This window comes from Thalassotalea sp. G20_0, from assembly GCF_017744175.1.
Classification (GTDB): Bacteria; Pseudomonadota; Gammaproteobacteria; order Pseudomonadales; family Endozoicomonadaceae; genus Endozoicomonas.
This window is the reverse complement of sequence record NZ_JAGHQV010000021.1, coordinates 23,587-44,316: the sequence shown is the minus strand read 5'-3', so window position 1 is coordinate 44,316 and position 20,730 is coordinate 23,587. Positions and strand designations below refer to the sequence as shown.

Sequence of the window (20,730 nt, the reverse complement as noted above, 5' to 3'; positions counted from 1 at the left end):
CACTCTATTAATGAACAGCCGACGCCTTCTCAGGGACAAAGTCCATGGCATTGTGTGTTGCCATTTCCTCATAGACGCCCCACTTCCGGTTGATCACTTTCTGGGCCTCGTCAAGAATCGCCTCTGCTTCATCCGGGCAGGCAATATTCTGGGCCCGATAGCGAACCTCACCGCGGATATATTCCGTCAAAGGCACACTAGGTCTGAGCGAGTCCAGTTCAAACGGGTTCTCATGGTACTCTGTACGACCAGGGTTGTACCGGAACAGAGGCCAATGGCCGGAACGCACGGCCAGTCGCTGCTGCTCCATACCGTGGATCATGTTAATGCCATGGGCAATACAGTGCGAATAGGCGATCACCAGTGAAGGCCCGGGCCAGGCTTCAGCCTCACGAATGGCCTGCAGTGTCTGCTGCGGGCTGGCCCCCATGGCAATCCGGGCCACATAAACATTGCCATAGGCAATGGCCTGCAGCGCAACATCTTTCTTGGCGGACCGTTTGCCTGCCACCGCAAATTTTGCCACCGCACCCATTGGCGTGGATTTTGACGCCTGACCGCCGGTATTGGAATAGACTTCAGTGTCCATTACCAGCACATTGACGTTACGGCCACTGGCCAACACATGATCAAGGCCGCCAGAGCCAATGTCGTAAGCCCAGCCGTCACCGCCAACAATCCAGACGACACGTTTCAACAAACGGTCCAGCACAACCTTGAGGCCTTGTGCTGCTGGTGTTTCTACCTGTGCCAGTTTTTCCTGCACCTGCTGCAGTCGCTCTCGCTGATTTTGTACATCAGTGTCATTCAACTGAGGTGCATGGATGATGGCATCCACAAGATCAGCACCCAGAAGTTCCCGGAAAGACTCCAGTTCCAGCATCGCCTGCTCCGCCTGATGGTCACTGGACAGACGGAAACCAAAGCCAAACTCGGCATTGTCTTCAAAAAGAGAGTTGGCCCAGGCAGGTCCACGCCCTTCAGCATTTTTTGACCATGGCGTGGTTGGCAGGTTACCGCCATAAATTGAAGAGCAACCGGTGGCATTGGCCACCAGCAGACGATCACCGAACAGCTGGGTCAGCAGTTTCAGGTAGGGCGTTTCACCGCAACCACCACAGGCACCGGAGAACTCAAATAAAGGTTCAAGGAACTGGACACCCCGCACGGTGGAGAAATCCACTCGACGGCGATCATTTATGGGCAGCTGCTCAAAAAACGACAGGTTCTGTTTTTCCTGCGCCAGTACCGGCTCCTTGTCCATCATATTGATGGCGCGATCACCACTCTTTTTGGGATTACGAACCGGGCACGCTGCCACACAGAGACCACAACCGGTGCAGTCCTCTGGATAGCATTGCAGGGTGTAGCGGGTTTCCGGGAACCCACGGGCGCTGATGGTTGCTGACTTAAAGTCCTCCGGTGCATCCACCAGGCTGGCCTGATGGTAGAACTTCGCACGGATAGCCGCATGAGGGCAGACCATACTGCAGTTACCGCACTGGATACAGGCCTCTTCATCCCAGACCGGAATCTGCAGGGCAATATTGCGTTTTTCCCAGCGGGTTGTGCCGCTTGGCCAGGTGCCATCCACGGGCATCTGACTGACCGGGATCAGGTCACCCTGTCCGCTGATCATAAGACTGGTGACTTCTTTAACAAAGTCAGGTGCCTGCTCAGAAACTACCGGCTTCTCTACAGACGTATCACCTGGTAAATAGGCATGCGCCATATATGCAGGGATTTTTACGGCGTAGAGATGTTCCAGAGTCTGATCCACCGCCCGGAAGTTTCGCTCAACAATATCTTTACCTTTGCGTCGGTAGGTCTTGTCAATCGCCTGTTTGATACGAGCAATGGCCTCATCCCTGGGCAGAACACCGGACAGGGCAAAGAAGCAGGTCTGCATTATAGTATTGGTTCGGTTGCCCATACCGGCAGATTTAGCCACGGCAGCGCCGTCGATCACATGGAACTTCAGTTTCTTCTGAATCAACTGGTCCTGCACACGCCGAGGCAGATGGTCCCAGACATCATCCGGTCCATAGGGGCTGTTCAGCAGGAAAACACCGCCCTCCTCGATATTGGCGAGCACATCGGTTTTCTCCAGAAAGTTGAACTGATGACAGGCAACAAAACTGGCAGACTGAATCAGATAAGGGGCTTCAATGGGCTGCCGACCAAAGCGCAGGTGAGAAATGGTTTGCGAGCCCGACTTTTTAGAGTCGTAAACGAAGTAAGCCTGGGCATTCAGCTGCGGATCACTGCCGATGATCTTCACAGAGTTTTTATTGGCACCGACGGTACCATCGGCCCCAAGACCGAAGAACATCGCCCGGACACTGTCACGATCTTCGATAATAAACGACGCGTCGTAGTCCAGGCTGGTGCCCATCACATCGTCGTGAATTCCAACGGTAAAGTGATTCTTCGGCTTTTCCTTAACCAGCTCGTCATACACCGCCTTGACCATGGCAGGGGTGAACTCCTTACTGGAAAGACCATAACGACCACCGATGACGCGCGGCATTTTCTTCAGCCGGTCACTCATATAGCCTTCGGACAGTACCGTTATTACGTCCTGATAGAGTGGTTCACCACTGGCACCGGGCTCTTTGGTGCGGTCCAGTACGGCAATGTCGGTGACCGATTCCGGCAGAAGATGGAGGAGTCGCTCCGCTGAGAATGGTCGATAGAGCCGAACCTGAATCATCGCCACCAGGTCGTCTTCCGGCAGTTCCCGATTCATAGCGGCCAGGGTCATCTTGACCGTTTCGGCACCAGAGCCCATAACAATGATCAGACGTTTGGCATTCTGTGGTCCAAACCAGCTGAAAGGCTGGTAATGGCGGCCGGTCAGGTCGGCAAAACGCGCCATGCAGGCGGCAATAATATCCGGTGTTTTTTCATAGAAGGGATTGGCACTTTCCCGGGCCTGGAAGTACACATCCGGGTTCTGTGCCGTGCCGCGAATGACCGGATGTTCCGGATTCAGCGCCCGACGACGATGATCGTGTACCAATTGATCGTCAATCATCGCCCGGATCACCGCATCAGGCAGCAAGGCGATCTTGTTAATCTCATGGGAGGTACGGAAACCATCAAAGAAGTGCATAAAAGGCACCCGGGATTCCAGTGTCGCCGCCTGGGCAATCAGGGCCAGGTCATGGGCCTCCTGAACCGAACTGGCGGCCAGCATGGCAAAGCCGGTACTTCTTGCCGCCATCACATCCTGATGGTCGCCAAAGATAGACAACCCCTGGGTCGCCAGTGAGCGTGCTGCAATGTAGAACACCGTCGGCGTCAGTTCCCCGGCAATCTTATACATATTGGGCAGCATCAGCATCAGCCCCTGGGAGGCGGTAAAGGTGGTGGTCAGCGCCCCGGTCTGCAGTGATCCATGAACCGCACCGGCAGCACCTGCCTCACTCTGCATCTGGGCTACATGGGGTCTGCCGCCCCAGATATTTTTGATGCCTTCGGCCGACCACTGTTCTGCCAGCTCCGCCATATTGGACGACGGAGTAATAGGATAGATGGCACAGACTTCGTTGGTCCGATACGCAACGTAAGCAGCCGCCTCATTACCATCAATGGTGACACGAACCGACTGTTCTTTAGACTGAGACATTACCGTACCTCCATTTGAGCCGCCATGACGGGCAGTGAGACGTTTTGTTGCACGGCCTGCATCTCGATAGCATGGCATGGACACTGACGGTAGCAGGCCATGCAGCCGGTACAGAGTTCATGGTTAACCTGGTAGCCCTCACCTTTACCCAGCCTGGTAATGGCACCTTCCGGACAGGCCCCGAAACAGCCATCACACTCAAAACAGTTACCGCATGAGAAACAGCGACTGGCCTCGAAACGAACCTGGGCCTCACTGAGACCATGAACCACTTCACTGAAGTCATTACGCTGCGCCACACTGAGCGCATGCTCATGCTGACGATCGGCCCGGGTACGGTACCAGAGATGCAATCCGTCAAAGTCCACCAGCTGTTTTACGGTGATCTCATTCACTTTTTTACCGGTCAGCCAGCTATCCATAAAGCGGGCGGCTTTCTTGCCATGCCCCACCGCAATGGTGGCAGTACGATCAGACGGCACCATATCACCACCGGCAAAAATACCTGCACAACCGGTCATCATCTGGTCATCAACGGTCAGTGAGCCCCAGCGATCAAACTCCAGACCGGGTACTCTGTCCAGCATGTCTCTTTCCACATCCTGACCCAGGGCCAGAATCAGGGAATCCACCGCCAGCGTTTCAAAGCGGCCGGTTGGATATGGACGACCATCATCACCGATCTCCATAATCTCAACGTTAAATTCACTCCCTTCAATATTCTGGATGGTTCGCAACCAGTGGATATTGACGCCTTCTGCCTCGGCTTCATCCGCTTCAAAACGGTGGGCGGGCATATGATCACGGTCCCGGCGATAGATGATCATGGCCTCATCCACACCCATTCTTTTTACCGTGCGTGCGGCATCCATCGCCGTATTACCACCACCGTATACTGCTACCCGACGACCCAGCACCGGCTTTTCGCCCACACCGGTTTCCCGCAGGAAGCTGACCGCATCCAGCACTTTGCCAGCGTCACGGGCAGGAATATCAACCTGCTTGCCAATATGCGCACCAATGGCCAGGTAAACTGCATCAAACTGACCTTCCTGCTTTTCTGCCAGCAGGTCTTCTACCCGGTGATTCAGGGTGATCAAGATCCCCATGGATTCAATACGGGCAATCTCGGCGGCAAGCACGTCCCGTGGCAAACGGTACGCGGGAATACCAAACTGCATCATGCCACCGGCAATCGGTGCTGCTTCACGTATTTCAACGGTATGCCCCTGCAGGCGCAAATGATAAGCGGCACTCAGACCAGAAGGACCGGCACCGATGACCAGAACCTTTTTCCCGGTCTCGTTTTTGGGCGTCGGCATAGGCCAGTTCTGCTCAATGGCCATGTCCCCCAGGAAGCGCTCAATGGAATGAATACTTACACCGTCGTCCACTTGCACACGACTGCAGCCATCTTCACAGGGGTGATAACAGATTCGACCATGGGTTGCCGGCAGCGGGTTGTTGTTCATGAATGTGCGCCAGGCTTGTTCAAAGCGCCCTTCCTGAGCCAATGCCAAAGCACCCTGGATATCATTCCCCGCCGGGCAGGTGTGATTACACGGGGGCAAAGAATTCTGATATACCGGCTTGCGGGTAACCACCGGACCAGTACCCTGTACCGGTGATCTTCCCGGGGGCTGTGTCATATCCAGGGTATTCATAACGACTCCTCTATTGAACCACTCATACCATCGCCGCCGACTAACGATGAGCGCAGGCAAGTCATTGTGGCCTGTGGGACAAGGCGAAGTGACCAGTCATAACCTGAACTATGGTGAGAAGCTTCAACGCAGGCGATGGGCCAGGCTGTGCAGCCCATGGTTATAGGGTGGCAATGGTGCCGTCACCATACCAGAGCATTTCTGCACAGCAATGATCAAGGTCATGGGAAGCGCTGATTACATCAATTTCAAAACACTAATTCAGCCTTCCGGCTTCTTAATGCGTCCAGTTTCGATAAGTTGGTCAAAAATCTCTCCTTCATCAAATAGCCCTGCTACTCTCCTGAGAGTCAGAAATTTCAACCTCAGTTTCTCGCAATCCGTACTACGGTGGCCATTTTCGGACCAACTCCCGGAATTGCAAAGCTGAAACATGTTATTTTCAGCAGGAGTAATCACCATGTTGACAAACTCGTTGCAAACCCCATCACAGCCCTGCCCACAAAGCCCTGGCACCGACGACGACACCAGGGATACATTCAACAGCCAGATAATTTCCTTTCATGGCAGGAACGCCGAAAGGCAGGCTTGCCCTGCCAACTCCGGGACATTTATTTGTGCTGGTAACGGCAGCAGTCCTCTGCCCGGTAATCGGCTATACTCCTTTGCCCTCAGAGCGCTTCAGGCCAGTGGCAACCTGATGCACAATGCCGCAGAATTTGCCGCAGGACAGGTGATGGGGTCCGATGACATTGACTGCCTATGTCCAGAATTAAAACAGAGCCTGGTGGCTTTGGCGACATTATCCACTCTCGTGCAGACGGCCGGGGCAGCAAGGCCATGCAGACCATATCCCCATTTTCATGGGTTCCTTTGTGATCGATCAGCCTGTTTTCAGTGTGGGTCTCGTGATACACCAATTTGTCGTCCCTTAGTGACGCGATGCAATGGCAGAAAAGATTGCCCAAATAACTTAGATGAACAAGGTTGCAATAAACGAATTTGCGAAGACTTGGGGCGCAGGTATCTGTGTGACAACTCAAGATGCAGTAAAAACCCATGCCCAACTACTCCCCCGATGACTACTGAGCCAACATTATCTTCCATGAATACCAGCTTTACCCCATCTTCCGTCCGGATTTACGCCCCCCCGACATCGTTCTTTAATCAGACAACCAACTCCACCAGAGCTTTCCCTTTACGGACTAACGACACCACTTCACCTACCTCTGGCAATACGCCCGAAACAGTCTCTGCGGTGGTTATTGGCGCGATGATTATTCTAGGTGCCTTGACCGCACTCTATTGTGTTAGCAGCTATCAAAGTTACCGGGTACTGAGGCGCAACAATGACGAGTCATCAACTTGCCAGCTGATTGGCAGGGCGCTTGCCAATCCAATGTACTTTCATACACATCAACAGCAAGCTACCGACAGACGGGCTTATGTTAAACTGCTGGACTCCACAGAACAGGATGTTCCGGAGAATTTTCCAGTGTGATCGGGCAAGGATGTTATTCGGATTACTACTGAAGCTACACCATCCCATGCTCCTTACGTATCCGCTCAGAAGCATATTTGATAACTTTCGGATCAATATTCATCGCCATTTTAAAAAAAGCTGTGTCATCTTTCAGGGTGTCAGAGAGAGCTTTAGACATGTAATAAGATTCACCACATTTTACCAACCCAAGCATTATTGTTGGATCATCACCGTAAGGCTGCCAATCTAAAAACGAAAGGTAACGCATGTTTAAATCCAATACTTGTAACATGGCATTTCTGAGTATTTTTTTGCCACTCATGGCCTGAACCATGTTGAAAAATAGTTCTTGGCAGGCGTTAGCCGCGGCCCTGAGCACTTCAGGATCATCCCAGAACTTCTCATCGGCATGCTGTAATGCCTCCGGGGTGTGGGTAGCAGCATTCAAAACAACCTCTTTGTCCTGCTTTAGTTCACTGGGCAAATATTCAAGCAACAGTCCATTTAATTTGACCAGTGGTAACATCAGTTGCTTATCACTCAGCCAGTCCGTTTTTGCTTTGACCAGGGGAATCATCACTTGCGGACGTAAAATAAGAAGAAGCTTGATGCATTCCTGATTATGGGTGAAATCATCATCAGAAAGTTCAGGCAACTCATGGCTAGACTCAGGCACGCGGGTGGCAGCAAACCTGATGAGTTTGCTTTGTGGCCCCTCACCCAAAAGCGTGCACAGTAGATCAGGTATATCCTTACCCTCGCATGAAAACCCGATACTAAAAAGGCTGCACTTTAAAATCCACTGACTATCGACTTTATCCAGACTATCTATATGAAAATTAAGCCCGGTAAAGTTATCAAAAGATGGCATGCCAGGCGTTGGTCTGTAAAAACGTATATCTTCATTATTACTGTTATTTAACAGGTTTATTGCCATGAGCAATTGATCCCGCAGCCGGTTTATAGAGGGCACCCGGTTAATTTCACAGACGATTTCTCCAATTGATTCATTAATTGCAATATTGCAGCTTTGCCCGGGATGTGAGCTTGCCACTGCATTCATCAGTAACGCCAGATTAAAAAAACGCTTGCATTTCCCATCCCGCCCTTTGGGGTTCGAGGATGTTACCCACCTGGAGTTGAAGTCATCAACCATCCTGACCTTCAGGGTTCTGCCTTTGCCACCGGGTCCATCCGCCATTACCTCAATGACCCCTTTATGATAATTAATTTGGGTATTGATAATGCACACACCGTCCATATTCAACACAGTATTGTCCGAGCCAAATCCCTCAAGAGCTGCTGCACATTCATCTGTGAATATGTCAACGCTGTTCGGTGACGGGAAATGAACCATGGTCAACTTTTTGGATTTTTTAATTGTTTCTCCCTGCCCGGAAGCTACGGCAATATCACCGAGCATATCCACAAACCATTGGTGAATCAGAAAGACGATATCGTGAATGGAATCCACTTCATCCGCTTGCCTTGGCAAACTCAGCTGCAGCAACGAATCCCGTAATGCCACGCAGTCCATTCGCCACTGACGGAAACAGACCGGGTCAGGCAGCAGTTCCTGCGCGGTAGTCAGCCCAGCGGTTACTGCTACCAGTTGTGTTGCCACACGTTGCTGTATTTGGTTAACCCGACCTTTCAATACCTCCAGGCTGTCCAGGGCAGTAGTGATTTTATCGGTGGCATCTTCCCCTTTTGCGCCGGTGAGCAGATATTGTTCATAACCGAGCAACAACGCGTCAGTATCTGCCAGTAAATGGGCAATCTCTTCTTCCAGCTTCAGCAATACCTCTGCCCGCTGGGGCGACATGCTTAACAGCAGAGTATTATCTGGTGACAGACACTGGTTCAATAGACGATCACTGCTGAAATAGTGGAGTAACAGGCCATTTAACCGGTTCAACTCCCGGAATTGCTCATCAACCCTCATTGAACTGTGCTCTGCTGGCTGCCATTGGTCGGTATAGGCGATAGCGGTACTGAAATCACCGCTGACTGCAGGCAACATACTCTCTGCAAACTGTTCATACTGGCTTCCGGCCAGTAAAAAAGCACCGGACTGTTGGTCAAACTGGCCACAAACCAGGGTCACTTGCTGTCCCTCAAGACCTTCACCCGCTGCCTTGTCAGTACCAGTAACAACACAGGGTTTTTCGGCCTGGAGAAGGGTAATGGCCACATGGTCGCCACTGCCTCCCTGCTGGAAAACAAAGCCGCCTGCCTTAGCCAGAACCTCTGGTGCCAGCATCCACAGTTCACAGTGTGGTGCCATAATAATGGCTCCCTGGGGGATGTGACGGCTGGACTCACCGGGCTGTAACCGGATCAACGGCCCCTGGCACAGCCCTTCACTCACCAGCCTGCCAGAACAGATAAACTCCGCAGGCCTGGCGGCGGAAAATTGCCTGCCCCCGCATAGACGTGTCATTGGGCGAACCTGAAGGATGACCACTTCGCCCCGGCGGTTAATGGCAAACTCAACGTTCACCGGACAACAGAGCAGGTTTTCCAGCCGTTCAATATAGTGATAAAGCTGCCTAACTGAAGACTCTGGCAGTGTTTGCGACTGCCCGTCAGCGATGGGTGCCAGTCTTTCTGCTGCACTGTTGTTGCCCTGCGGGTCCAGTACAAACGTATTGGTAACATTGCCTGGCGTGTAAACAGGGGTGATGTTAAGGCCACGGGATAGGGTACATCGGTGTGGGGTAATACCAAATTGACCGGCAACCGCCCCTTTGGGTTGTCCGGGCACATACTCAATCTGTACTCTGTTATCTTTAAAGCCGGTATAGCTCATTGCCACACCGCCAAACCCAAACCGACAGTCCACACAGTGTTGCATGATCAGGGCCATCGGGGCGGGCATGGACGAGGCGCAAACCTCCGGGCGATAACCGGAAGCCAGCACCTTCAGACAGGTGCGAACAATATCATCCTCACCGTGCACCAGTGATTCGTACTTGCCGGCCTGGGCGTCACCGTAGCCATCTTCTCTGGCACCGGAACTGCGTACGATAATTTTCTGCTCCGGCTGATCCTGGCACAGCTCTTCAAACAGTTGCTGCATGGTTCTGGCCGTCGGATGGTTCTTAACCAGCTGATAAAAGGTTTCCCCGGCAATAAACGCCGATAATGCCGCCAGTTGTTGCTCGCGGAGTTGTTGATCAGCGATGGCATTAACCCGAGTTTTCAGCTCATGCAAACTGGTGGTATTGCCGGAACAGAGTGACTGAATACCCGGTATTGCCCGGGCCACAGTGGCAACACTGACAGGCAGGTTTTCCAAAGCCTGTGTCTGTGCAATCTCCAGACAACGGAAATCAGGTACCGGAATACCGTGTTCCTGCATATGTTTCAGGAACATGCCTTTGCCACCGTACCTCGCCCGGTAACCAGGCTCAGGTTGGCTTTGCCTGCCCACGACACTTTCCGCCCGAGCGGCAGAAGCATTATCGGTATTGTTGGTATCAGGCTGTGCAGAAACACTGTGTTGGCTCTCAGTACCTGCCGAGCTGCTTTCAGGGCTGTTTTGGACAGCTCGCTGCACAAATGCGCCATCATTTCCCGGATTATGGGTATTTGTCGCCAAAGGCTCTGGCTTTGATTTTACTGGGACAATAGTCTCTGGCTGGGTCAAAAACCGAACTTTTTTGGGGGCAGGGGCAGCCGGTTTACAGGATGATGACTGGGCTGTTACCTGAGGCATGGGTGATGTCTGAGTGCTTTCCGGGTCAGGCCGTGGTGTTGGAGTCTGAACTTGCAAGTTGCCTGTAGGACTATGAGTCACCGTCCTGCTGGCAATTTTTCTGGTTAGAGCCGGTGTCAGCCCGGAATCAGGAAAGGTTTTGATATAATTCTGGGCCGCGTGCACTGAGATGGTTCTGGATTTTCCGGAGAAGCAGAAGACAGCGAACAGGGCGCTACACAATCCTGCAGTGTTGTAGTTGTAACTAATGTTTTCTAGCCAGCTCAGCTGGACGGAGGAAGACGGGATCATAATAAAATCCATTTAGTAAATTATTTTACGTATTTGACCCGTCAGACCAGAATTAGTTCATTTTTACCGGGTATTAATGCGCAACGATGACGAGAGATCAACTTGTCAGCTGATTGGCAGGGCGCTTGCCAATCCAATGTATTCCGTACACATCAACAGTTAGCTACCGACAGACGGGCTGATGCTGAATTGGTGGACTCCCCTGACCAGAATCTTCCAGCATGATATGGCATTAAAAGGCCAAGCCTGCTGTTTAACTTTGCATAGACAAAATATTTTGTATTCGGGAGTCCAATTTCTTTTTTAATTCCTGATAATCTTCATTGCCTTGTGTCACGGAAAGTACCCTGTCAAGAACGTCATGGCCATCGTCTATTAGCTGCTTTAATTCTTTACCCGTAGCAATGACTTTATCCTCAGCATAAGAAATACATTTTGTGTTTTGATAAGCTTTGGTATTCGATCTGATGTGAGGCATCAACCCGGCAACTTGATGATTGAGATTTTTCAGGATTTCACCTGCTTTCGGTTGGAATTTCAATTTTTTAAATCTGGATCTGAATTGGGTCAGGGCCTGTGCTGCTAATTCATCAGTGATCATTTGTGATGAGTCAATAACATAGTTGTCAGATCCTAATTTCAACTCCTCACTCCAGGATTTCAAATCACTGATGATTTTTTCGGCAGAGGGGACACTATGGCCATTATCAATAGCTGATAGTTCTTCGGCTACAATTTCAGTGTATAGTGGGATTTCAGATACATTAAAGACGAGTTCAAGATACTCTGTTGCCAACTCCTCAAGTTTTACCATGTTCTCCTGCAATTGATCCAGCCTCTGCTGTTCTGATAGCTGACCTCTGTTGACCAAAGACTGTGACTTGACCGGGACATGCAAGTTGCCAGCAGGACTAAGAGTCACAGTCCTGCTGGCAATTTTTCTGATTAGAACCAGTTTCAGCCCGGAATCAGGAAAAGCGTTGATGTAATTCCGGGCCGCGGCCTCTGAGATGGTTCTGGAGCAGCCGGAGAAGCAGAAGACAGCGAACAGGGCTTTACACAATCCTGAAGTTTTGTAGTTGTACTGAATGTTTTCTAGCCAGCTCAGCTGGACGGAAGTGGACGGGTTCATAATATGATCCTTTATATTAATTGTTATTTCCTTCTTTTGACCAGTCAGACCAGAATTAGTTCAATTTTACCGACCTCGCGGAATGTCTACCCAAGAGTCTGCTGGAGACTGTCAGACTTAAGACTGTCCGGGGGATCGAGTCCAAAAGCATTTCCACGCCCGGCCAGTCGATAATGGTTATCTACACCATTTTTTCTAACTTCAAAAGCAACTGATGCTGGGAAAAATTCACAAAAAAATCCTGTTGATGTTGATTCACGGTATTGTCTTGCTTACTTAAAAAAAGGGGCAGATAGTTGTCTAATACATTTTCAAATAACCCAACCTCCCGATCACTTAGTGATTTATAGGCATCTACAGCAGCAACTACAGGAATATCCACCCTGTTATGCTTGAAATGCAAAATGGCATCGAGAATATCTTTACCTGCGTCTGAAACTTTAAACTTTGACAGGATACCTTTCTGATTGACTGCTATCGCTGTTGCCTCATCAGCACAGTGACCAGAACCTGACAAGCTACCCGTTTCTGATAAACGATTCATCAGATTTACACCCGTTGAGATTTTTCGTCAGGATAGTTTTTCAGTTCACCCTTATCGATTTAATTCCCAACGAGAGCAAAAACACTTATTACTTTATCTTTGTGCTTTTTGAAGGGTATTTAAGTAGTTGTTCGTACAAGGGCTCCCAGGAGTAAAGTCTTCAAAAGAGAAGCGGACGATGGTTACTGCGCTTCCAAGAAAAAGCACTTCTATGGCTTTCAGGGGCATTTGCTGGTTGAAGCACGAGGCATCCCAGTAGGATTCCCTCTTACTGCGGCCAATGTCGATGAGCGCAATGCTGCGTATGACATGATGGAAATTATTGCTGGTCTCTTGTTGGGTGATAAGACGACCACCGTTTAAGGAAGATTGCCGGGAACTGGGGATCGACTTACAGACACCACTGAGAAAAAATATGAAAGACCCAAATCGTTTGTAAAATTAATCATGCGGGTGCGGCGTAGGATTATAACTGTTATTGGGAGGGAGTATTGGGAGGGAGTGTCGTTGCCCCATGATCAAGCAGGAGTTTGGCAACTTCTTCGTGCTCATTATCCATCGCCGCCATGTAGGCTGTACGACATTGGCGGCTTGCATCATCAGGTTTTTCAACAGGATTGGGGTCCGCGCCGGCCTCCAGGAGTGCTTGGACTATCGACTTATATCCGTAGTGGCTGGCATACCACAGCGCTGTACAGCCTTTCTTTGCTTCGGCACCCATGGCGGCATTGAGGTTGGCTTTTTTATCTAGCAGAAATTTGACAAACTCTTCATTGCCACAGCAGGCAGCAGTTATCAGGGATGTGCCTCCCTGTATATCACCAGCTCCACTTATGACAGCATCAACATCAGCCCCATGCTCTACCAGAATTTTTCCGACATTGGTGTGTCCATATATGGCGGCCATCAGCAAGGGGGTACGGCCATCGTTTTCGCCCGCATCGTATTGGGCTTCATTGGCGTTTGATCCCTTCTTCAACAGATATTTAACGATGTCGACGTGGCCTTCCTGGGCAGCCATCATCAGGGGTGTAAAGCCGTTAAATTTATCACCGCTCAGGTCTCCATCAACCTTCGCCCCATTGCTCACCAAAAATTTAACAGTTTCGATGTCTCCCATCTGGATAGCAGTAAGTATGGGTGGCTCGGTTAGCATCTCACCGGAATCGCTCATTATTGCATTGACGTCAGCCCCCCGCTGTACCAGCAGATCAACTATTTCCGTATGCTCATTACCATTTTCAATAGCGAGCATCAGGGGGGTGAAGCCCCGTAATTCCGGCTTGTATTGAATGTAGGCATTGACATCTGCCTTAAACCTCAACAGGAGTTTGACCACAGAGAGCTGTATAGAATCGACGGCAGCGTGCAGCAAGGTAACCTCGTGGCCATACTCAGGATCATTGAATTTTTTCCGCACGGCCTCAGGGTCGTCAGTCAGTATTGCCTCAAGGTCTGTTGTATTACCTGTACAGGCAGCCTCCAGAGCGGGGTTTCGGCAGTAACGGTCAGCATCATCGCAACGACCGAGAATTACCTTGAGGGGAAGAGGGTTTTTATTATTGCATACAGCACAAACCCTGTCTTCAAGTGTCTTGCCATCAAACGATTTGAAAATGTTTTTCTGCTCAAAGATGTGCCCGCACCTGGTCTCTACCAAACAGGCACCGGGGACAGATTTGTCAAAATAAATAATGGCAGGATCTTCACTGAGGCTATTAAAGGTGGCAGGTTGAGCGGAAGAAACGTTATTCATAGTGTAATACTCCGCTGTCTTAATACGTAAAATACGAGTAAGAGTTCTTTATGATCATTCACTAATTCGAAGATACGACTAATTTTATTCATTTTAACGCGATGTCCGACTTAACGGTTTTCATCCTTGGATGGAGGTAAGTCCAATATAAATATCGAAAGTAGCACAAAAACAAAATTTCACTATTTTTTAAGCTGCAGCTATCAGGTTCTCGAACTGAATAGGCGCTTTACCTGCACTGATATTGAGATATGACCCAATATTATGGGCCAACAGCTTTCTGGCTATACGTGATGTCATATGCCACATATCACGACAGCGGCATTTTTCCATCTCAAATCGTTCTGCAAGCTGGCCAATAACGGTTTCAATCCTGCGTCGCACTCGCATGATCAATTTCACAAACGACTTCGGTCTTTCATCTTTCATGTTTTTGCGTAGTGGCGTCTGCAAGTCGATACCCACTTCCTGGCAATCATTCTTGAACTCAGGCCGTATATATCCCTTATCACCCAGCAAGAGACCTGCAATGATCTCCATCATGTCATACGCCGCATCACGCTCATCTATATTAGCAGCAGTCAGCGTAAAACCAACAGGAATGCCTCGTGCCTCAACCAGTAGATGCCCCTGAAAACCATAGAAATGCTTCTTATTGGATGCGCAGGGCTTGGTTAAATAAGTTCTGCGGTTATTGCGTTATAGTGACCGGCAAAACACCGGCAATAGACTGGGCATTTTCAAAAGATTGGGTGAAAGTCTCATACTAAAAATTACTTTGGATCTATTTTATGAGAAGACTTTTTGACAAATGCTCTACGTACTTCAGGTGATTCTTTTGTCACATGGAAATCATAGCTGCGTTTGGTCGCCTTTCTTGTTTGGGTATTTTGGCTCCGGGACGTAAATCCTATGCTCCAAAGTCTTTAGTTGTGCCCAGTATGAGACACCCATTTCATTCGATAGCTCAACAGTTTTTCCAGACACTATTGATTGTCAGGTTGTTTGAACCCCACCAGGGTGATTTGCTCTTTGGCGAAAGTGTTATCAGGCACACATTGTTCATCTGTTTGTGGAGGATTCCCTACGTTTGTATCGTTACTTGAGATATTTGAACCCTCGATAGAGTCCCGGAGAGGCTGAGAAGTCACTACTGCATTTCGCTTCGCTGCTTCAGCCTCTAATCGTTCATATTCCTCATAAAACGCTTTTTCGGTCGATAAACCCATCTGCCTGCCGACAACCCACCCAGCCACGGTTGCGCACGCAATCCCTGTATTGGTACATGACATAGATTTCGCAATACGATAAGAGAGAACGGAAACAGCAAATGGAAGTCCTACCTTCAAATTAAATAATGAAATAGACTTACCTAATGAAGATTGTTGTTTAAAAGTATCAACATCCCAGAAAATATTGCTGACGTGTATTCTTGTTACGGACCTCTTCAGGAATCGGACAAGACTTGCCTCCCTTTTTGGTTCTGCTTGTGCGCTTTGGTCAACAGCAGGATGACGGGCTCCATTTACATCAATCATAAGATAACTCCTTATTTGAATTATAAATCAATAAATTACTTTATATTCAGAGAGAGTGGGTTTCACTATCATCTGAGATAGCGCATCTGACAACAATCCATCGGAAATTTGAGATGCCCTGTAATGTAACAATGGAAGTAAATTTGCTTCCTATAATTTAAGACCAAAAGGCTGCATAATAGTTCCATTCACTGCATTTTCCGATTGAAATCATTTATTATTCCTGACCAGTCCGCTTTCAACCCCGCCGACAAGTTATCAAACTGCTGAGCAGTTTTTTTCATGCTGCCAGGAAAACATGCCAATAATATTGGTTCATATCTCAATATCAGTTCAGGTAAGGCACCGATTCAGTTCGAAAGCCTGATCGCTGCTGCTTAAAAAAGAGTGAAATATTGCTCTTGTACAGCATTTAGTGTTTTTATTGGACTTACCTCCATCCAAGAATGAAAACGGTTAAGTCGGACATCGCGTGTAGTAATAAACTGTTCAACTGGCATGGCTGATCTACTTCTTGTTAACCACTGCTTCTAATAGCAGAAAAGGAAGTCAGTCTTGGCTTTTAAGGTCAGTTGGAATGCTGAACATCGCGTTGATCAATAGGTATGAGTTCAAGAAAATGGGTTTTCGCTTCATTAATGGCTCTCACTATGCCTTTGTTTTTATATTTGATAGAAAACCTAATTAATTTTGGCAAATCGATCGAATTGTTCTCAACAGCCTGGTCATTGCCCTGCCAACCCTTTTTCATACAGGGCATCTTCAGTAGGGTTACTGCCTCCGACAATGGAGGAAATTCGCCCCGTTCGTCTATGCTATTGAGTGCGAAATTCACTTCGGGGCGGGCCCGCATGGGTAAGCCTGCTTTAACACACAAATCGTGGAGATATTGATCGCTGTCTATTGGTTTTGTGTCTGCCTGTCCACTGGTCAAGCTGGACGCATTTGTTTAATCACTTGAGCTCGCAACCTGCCTCTCTCTTCCCGGATTATGGGTATTTGTTACCAAAGGCTCTGACTGTGATTTTACTGGGACAATAGTCTCTGGCTGGGTCAAAAACCGAACTTTTTTGGGGGCAGGGGCAGCCGGTTTACAGGATGATGACTGGGCTGTTACCTGAGGCATGGGTGGTGTCTGAGTGCTTTCCGGGTCAGGCCGTGGTGTTGGAGTCTGAACTTGCAAGTTGCCTGTAGGACTATGGGTCACCGTCCTGCTGTCAATTTTTCTGGCTATAGCCGGTGTCAGCCCGGAGTCAGGAAAGGTTTTGATATAATTCCGGGCCGCGTGCACTGAGATGGTTCTGGATTTTCCGGAGAAGCAGAAGACAGCGAACAGGGCGCTACACAATCCTGCAGTGTTGTAGTTGTAACGAATGTTTTCTAGCCAGCTCAGCTGGACGGAGGAAGACGGGATCATAATAAAATCCTTTTAGAACATTAGCTTCAGTATTTGACCCGTCAGACCAGAATTAGTTCATTTTTACCGACCCCAGAATTTCTACCCAAGAGTCTGCTGTACGCGGCAAAGGCTCCTGTGTTGCTTTTATGCCCCGGGCTATTACCGGTCAGCTTTCTCGCGTCCGGGGGAACGAGTCCAAAAGCATTTCCACGCCCGATCAGTTGTTAATGGTTATCTAAACCATTTTTTCTAACTTCAAAAGCAACTGATACTGGGAAAAATTCACAAAAAAATCCTGTTGATGTTGAGTCGTGGTATTGTCTTGCTGGCTTAAAAAGTGGGGCAGGTAGTTGTCTAATACATTTTCAAATAACCCAACTTCTCGATCACTCAGTGATTTATAGGCATCTACAGCAGCAACTGCAGGAATATCCGCCTTGTTATGCTTGAAATGCAGAATGGCATCGAGAATATCTTTTCCTGCGTCTGAAACTTTAAACCTTGAAAGGATACCTTTCTGATTGACTGCTATCGCTGTTGCCTGATCGGCACAGTGACCAGAACCTGAAAAGCGACACGTTTCTGATAAACGATTCATCAGATTTACACCCGTTGAGTTTTTTCGTCAGGATAGCTTTTCAGTTCATCCTTATCGATTTAATTCCCAACGACACCGAAAACACTCATTGCTTTATCGTTGCGCTTTTTGAAGAGTATTTAAGTAGTTCAACAAATCAGGGAACTTAATTGTGTACGCTCAATCCAAGCCCTGAGAAAGAACAGTGGATCGTATCGAAATTACTTACTGTTACCACCTGACTAAGTCGGAGTCTGTATGAATCCTGCGGAATTATTTGCTTGTTCAAACCAAAATCCTGACCAGATTGTTGACGATTTCATCACATCCTCAGGCTCCTTCAATGGCAGCTCCATAAGCAATGCTGGCATGGCTTCAGGACAATTAATCCCGCCAGATAATACAGCGGCTCAACAGGCCTCCAGCCTCAATCAATACGACAGTATCTCAAGTACCATGGGCATTCCTTACCTTTCCGGTCTGTTATTAAAAGCTGAAAGGACGGCCACATCGGAACATGTTGACCCGGTTGACCGAAGCCGTGCCAGATCGAAAATCGAGCAATTACTGCAAACTATCCAGGGCACAATCAACGGAACCCTGACCCCGGGCTCAAGAGCGCCGATTGCCAATACCCCGCTTTGGTTAACACCCGTGGTAATGACCGGCGGCTTTCCCACCGGGCGGCTGGCAGCCGGAGGGCCACTGAGTGGCTATGAAATGGAGCTGGCCGATCAGTTAGGAATACCAGTAAACTACGATCAACCCAATGATCTTGAAAACATCAGGTCAGCATTTAACCAAATGAAGCTGGCCGGTCAGTTATTAATATCAGTAACCAACGATCAACCCAATGATCTTGAAAACATCAGGTCATCACTTAACCGCATCTGGTTTACTGAACCGTATTCTTCCCACCTCGAAAACATGCTTCTAAGCGGAAAATACCGTGTGAACACCCCCGAAGAAGGGGTTATGTTAATTCTGATGGCGCTTCACCGGTCAGGACACTATGACAGGGCTGAAGAATTGATTGAAACAATTTCCCCATTTCTGGGAAGGGTCAGGTTTTTCCCGGAACCGGTCGAACAGCCCCTGCCATTAAACACGAACGAGGCCATGAAAAGTGTGGCAGATGTACTGACTCAACTGGACAACCGCTTTGGCCCTGCCCCTGCACATAAATCCAATAACCGACAGCGATTAGATAAAAATGCCTTGGTATTTGACCAGTGGCTGCCACTGAAGGATCGGCTTGTGGCACTGATCCAGGATACAGTAGAAGGGGATTTGCCTTATTACAACACTGAAGGTGAGCTGTGCGGCGGCATGCCTCTGGCCACAGTCACACCAGAGTGGTTTGAAAAAGCCTCACACTACCTGGCGGATAGAAAGCAGATAACAGAGCAACACCCCGAATTGATGTATCGTACTACCCGTAAATGTGGCAGTGAGCGGATTCTGCAACGTTCACTGGAAATATTACTGGCGTACCCGCCAGAACAACGGTGCCCCTCCGTTACGGAAGGTTTTCAAAAAATCCGGTTCACGCTGAGAAAAACCCTGGCAGATATCCATCGCAAGCGGGGATTACCTGGCACTGAACAGTATCAGCAAGCGCTGAACCAACGCCAGGCCTGGCTTGAACAATATCAAAAGAGATATCACACAGGTCACTCCCTGATCCATCAGCTACAGCCGTTAAAAGACTGTGTTCAGGTAAAACCACAGGACCTGAACATGGACACAACAGGATTGCCCAAACCGATAAAGAAATTACTGGCAGCAATTGAGCCAAAACCAGTGATTGAGCTGCTTGAACGGGGCGATATCATCTCTGCTGAAGTACTGGCCAGCAAATACCTGAACATCGTAGCCATTGTCAAAAGTGACAGCATACTTGACCCTCACCTGGCCGCCTTGTTCGCACAAGTGACACGGGCTTTCTTCAAACGACGATCTGTCCTTCTGCTGAATCTTCAACATCAGGTCCGGATGGATGAACTGCCCTGGGTAAAACATTTACAGGCAATCACCCCCTTAGACGGGGACAAAAGAGTCAAGAACGCAGAAAAGCTTTTAGCTGATATGTTGACTCAAGTCTTTACCTATTTTCCCCAGACCATTTTGCCCAATAGATTTATCAAATCATTGGGTCAAATGATCGAAGAATTTCCAGAACTCTCTGTAGAGCCTCCACTCACTGAAGAGCTTGCAGCCGATATATTCATGCATAAATTCTCTGATAAATTCCTCAGGGCTGCCAAACAGGCAGCCAGCCTGATGCAGGGAACTCTTTATGAAACATATTACGGGCTTGATTACGGGGAAATTGCGAATCTTCAAACTCCGGATGCCCTTTATTATCTTTGCAAACAAAAAAGTGGTATTACCAAAAAAAGCCGCTATTGGGCGGATTACGCAACTTCCGAAAGTGGTAAGATCATTGAGTGGCAACAGATAATCACCACGCATAACCTGGCCACGTTGACTACTTTGACCAATACATTAGACTTCTCTGAACTATTCAGGAGCGAGAATGGTAAGACATTGAACCACAAGATTGCCCGCTGGATAGTGATCAAATGTATACGCTACAACCCGGACAATCTTGATAAGATAAGATTGCAGGAACATAAAAATATTGCCTATGCTTTTCGTCAGATGATATTTTTCCTCTCTTTTCAACCCCACGATGTTCAATTATCCGTATTGGAAGAATTAAACGTCATCCCTAAAAATCTGGAACGTAAAATTACTGCTCTCTATATTGAAACACCAGAGCTTGTCAAGTTTGATGATATGGATGTTATTGAAATGATGAAAACGGGTGAACATGATCGCGAACTTTTGGAAAAGAAACAGTGGCTAGACAGACTGAACCAAAAGAAAGAACAGGTTAACACTATGATTCATTCTCTGGAGATGGTTTTAACTGGCCAAAAGACACAAGAGCCCTTTAAACCATTTGTGGCCTGGTTGTAATAATTATTT

At 48.6% G+C, this 20,730-nt stretch carries 13 protein-coding genes and 2 pseudogenes; 3 read left to right on the top strand and 12 right to left on the bottom strand.

The genetic code is table 11. The features are described from left to right. Positions 1–7: 7 nt before the first annotated feature. The 3 genes from nifJ to J7438_RS13750 all read right to left on the bottom strand — a co-directional run bounded on the left by nifJ (position 8) and on the right by J7438_RS13750 (position 5,838). A complete protein-coding gene (gene nifJ / locus J7438_RS13760) occupies positions 8–3,631 on the bottom strand; it encodes a pyruvate:ferredoxin (flavodoxin) oxidoreductase (protein WP_209277003.1) in 3,624 nt (1,207 codons plus the stop codon). Then, positions 3,631–5,295, bottom strand: a complete 1,665-nt coding sequence (locus tag J7438_RS13755) for an NAD(P)-binding protein (RefSeq protein WP_286196578.1) — start codon at positions 5,293–5,295, stop codon at positions 3,631–3,633. The genes nifJ and J7438_RS13755 overlap by 1 nt, the downstream gene beginning before the upstream one ends. Positions 5,296–5,556: 261 nt before the next feature. Then, on the bottom strand, positions 5,557–5,838 hold the full coding sequence (locus tag J7438_RS13750; protein ID WP_209277002.1) for a hypothetical protein: 282 nt from the start codon (positions 5,836–5,838) through the stop codon (positions 5,557–5,559). Positions 5,839–6,400: 562 nt separating this feature from the next. On the opposite strand from J7438_RS13750, the gene J7438_RS13745 reads away from it, so the two are divergent. Further along, positions 6,401–6,796 carry a hypothetical protein gene (locus tag J7438_RS13745; protein ID WP_209277001.1) on the top strand — a complete coding sequence of 132 codons (396 nt, stop codon included), beginning with the start codon at positions 6,401–6,403 and terminating at the stop codon, positions 6,794–6,796. A 34-nt stretch (positions 6,797–6,830) separates the two neighbouring features. Here the strand turns inward: J7438_RS13745 and J7438_RS13740 are convergent, their stop codons facing one another. The 3 genes from J7438_RS13740 to J7438_RS13730 all read right to left on the bottom strand — a co-directional run bounded on the left by J7438_RS13740 (position 6,831) and on the right by J7438_RS13730 (position 12,466). Further along, positions 6,831–10,664 carry a PEP/pyruvate-binding domain-containing protein gene (locus tag J7438_RS13740; RefSeq protein WP_209277000.1) on the bottom strand — a complete coding sequence of 1,278 codons (3,834 nt, stop codon included), beginning with the start codon at positions 10,662–10,664 and terminating at the stop codon, positions 6,831–6,833. Positions 10,665–11,043: 379 nt separating this feature from the next. Then, on the bottom strand, positions 11,044–11,922 hold the full coding sequence (locus tag J7438_RS13735) for a hypothetical protein (protein WP_209276999.1): 879 nt from the start codon (positions 11,920–11,922) through the stop codon (positions 11,044–11,046). 181 nt (positions 11,923–12,103) lie between these two features. After that, entirely contained in the window at positions 12,104–12,466 is a 363-nt protein-coding gene (locus J7438_RS13730) for a hypothetical protein (protein ID WP_209276998.1), read from the bottom strand. Positions 12,467–12,610: 144 nt separating this feature from the next. On the opposite strand from J7438_RS13730, the pseudogene J7438_RS28320 reads away from it, so the two are divergent. Further along, positions 12,611–12,829, top strand: a pseudogene (locus tag J7438_RS28320) (transposase); the annotation flags it as partial. A gap of 112 nt (positions 12,830–12,941) precedes the next feature. Here J7438_RS28320 and J7438_RS13720 read toward each other — a convergent pair. The 6 genes and pseudogenes from J7438_RS13720 to J7438_RS13695 all read right to left on the bottom strand — a co-directional run bounded on the left by J7438_RS13720 (position 12,942) and on the right by J7438_RS13695 (position 17,757). After that, positions 12,942–14,222 (bottom strand): ankyrin repeat domain-containing protein, encoded by a 1,281-nt coding sequence (locus J7438_RS13720; RefSeq protein WP_209276997.1) that lies wholly within the window; start codon positions 14,220–14,222, stop codon positions 12,942–12,944. Positions 14,223–14,411: 189 nt separating this feature from the next. Then, positions 14,412–14,882, bottom strand: a pseudogene (locus J7438_RS13715) (IS982 family transposase); the annotation flags it as partial. Between the two features lie 326 nt (positions 14,883–15,208). Beyond that, the gene (locus J7438_RS13710) at positions 15,209–15,760 is read right to left on the bottom strand and encodes a hypothetical protein (protein ID WP_209276996.1); all 552 of its coding nucleotides are present in this window, start codon (positions 15,758–15,760) and stop codon (positions 15,209–15,211) included. Positions 15,761–16,328: 568 nt separating this feature from the next. Beyond that, positions 16,329–16,694: a hypothetical protein gene (locus J7438_RS13705; protein ID WP_209276995.1), complete on the bottom strand. Its 366-nt coding sequence runs from the start codon at positions 16,692–16,694 to the stop codon at positions 16,329–16,331. A gap of 15 nt (positions 16,695–16,709) precedes the next feature. After that, the gene (locus tag J7438_RS13700; RefSeq protein ID WP_209276994.1) at positions 16,710–17,177 is read right to left on the bottom strand and encodes a hypothetical protein; all 468 of its coding nucleotides are present in this window, start codon (positions 17,175–17,177) and stop codon (positions 16,710–16,712) included. Positions 17,178–17,394: 217 nt separating this feature from the next. Further along, positions 17,395–17,757 carry a hypothetical protein gene (locus J7438_RS13695; RefSeq protein ID WP_209276993.1) on the bottom strand — a complete coding sequence of 121 codons (363 nt, stop codon included), beginning with the start codon at positions 17,755–17,757 and terminating at the stop codon, positions 17,395–17,397. A 237-nt stretch (positions 17,758–17,994) separates the two neighbouring features. Here J7438_RS13695 and J7438_RS13690 point away from each other — a divergent pair, with 237 nt between their 5' ends. Then, a complete protein-coding gene (locus J7438_RS13690) occupies positions 17,995–20,721 on the top strand; it encodes a hypothetical protein (RefSeq protein WP_209276992.1) in 2,727 nt (908 codons plus the stop codon). Positions 20,722–20,730 lie beyond the last annotated feature (9 nt).